General features: G+C 60.8%; 1 protein-coding gene and 2 pseudogenes. 1 reads left to right on the forward strand and 2 read right to left on the reverse strand.

From position 1 onward, the window contains the following. Positions 1-123: pseudogene (locus EGJ34_RS21840) on the forward strand (IS3 family transposase); the annotation flags it as partial. Here EGJ34_RS21840 and EGJ34_RS21845 read toward each other — a convergent pair. Then, positions 97-813 carry an RHS repeat-associated core domain-containing protein gene (locus EGJ34_RS21845; protein WP_260477102.1) on the reverse strand — a complete coding sequence of 239 codons (717 nt, stop codon included), beginning with the start codon at positions 811-813 and terminating at the stop codon, positions 97-99. The pseudogene EGJ34_RS21840 and the gene EGJ34_RS21845 overlap by 27 nt on opposite strands. 5 nt (positions 814-818) lie before the next feature. Further along, positions 819-1,029, reverse strand: a pseudogene (locus tag EGJ34_RS22600) (hypothetical protein); the annotation flags it as partial.

A 1,029-nucleotide genomic window follows, 5' to 3' on the forward strand; every position in this document is an offset into this window, starting at 1 on the left:
GCGGCACGAGCGGATGTGTTTGACTACATCGAGCGACGCCACAACCCTAGGATGCGCAGAAGGGTCGCCAAGCAGGATCAGAAGGTTGCAGCTCTTTTAGAACCGTCCGTGATATCGGGGTAGAACCCCTATTCGCCTAATTTTATTCGTCCAGGCTCGCCCTGCTGCGCCAGTGGACTTGTATTGCGCACCTGCCAGTGAACTCAACGCCTGATTGGCCGCATTCGTCGCCCTTGTCGCAATCGCCGCCGCCTGCCGCTCTCCCCGCTCTTGTCCGGAGGAATTTACCATCATTACACCACCATATGCCCCCTGTTCGAGCTGACAGCCGGTGTCCGTGCCGCATGCACGCCTCCCATCCGGATCAATGTTTCGGTATGGGCTGCTGTTTGCGTAACGATATCTGCTGAACTGAGACGCAGGCTGCGCGTGGGCGGTTACGGGGTCAGCACTGAGGAACGCCCCGATCTCCGGATCCATGTACCTCTGCTGCATGTAGCTTAGACCAGTAGCCGAGTCAGACACATGCCCCGTGTATCCCGGCCCATCCTTCACCGGCCCGCCCACCAAAGCCCCATACGGCTCATACACCATCCGCTCGATCACCACGCCATTGGCGTCGGTCACTGCTACTGGCGAGCCCAGTGCATCGGTGTGGATGTACTCAAACGTCTCAGCGGCACTGACGGTCAGGCTGGCAACCAGCCCAACCACCACCAGTGCGGCCCTGCGCAACTGCGCTCCCAGGATTGCTTTCATGCCCATCCCTCGCGTGTCGGCCGAACTCGTCATCGGATTCAGGTCCTTGTCCATGGCCATCACAGTCCCGTAGACCAGGCCGAGCACGCCTGCGCGTTGCACGCTCGCACGGTATACGGCCGACGGCAGCGCTCGTCGTAGCTGTAGACTGACCCGGAGGTGGTATCAATCAACCCGCTGCCGCTACGAATCTGGTAATAGCTGGCTCCGGCGGAGACGGTCCACGTCACTTCGCACTGGGTGGTGGTGTTCCGGGTGAACCGCAGGCCC

This window comes from Stenotrophomonas sp. 278 (assembly GCF_003935715.1).
GTDB classification, from domain to species: domain Bacteria; phylum Pseudomonadota; class Gammaproteobacteria; order Xanthomonadales; family Xanthomonadaceae; genus Stenotrophomonas; species Stenotrophomonas maltophilia_AH.

Coding starts and splice junctions, on each gene's coding strand:
- EGJ34_RS21845 (WP_260477102.1), bottom strand. CDS start 813: ATGGACAAGGACCTGAATCCGATGACGAGTTCGGCCGACACGCGAGGG.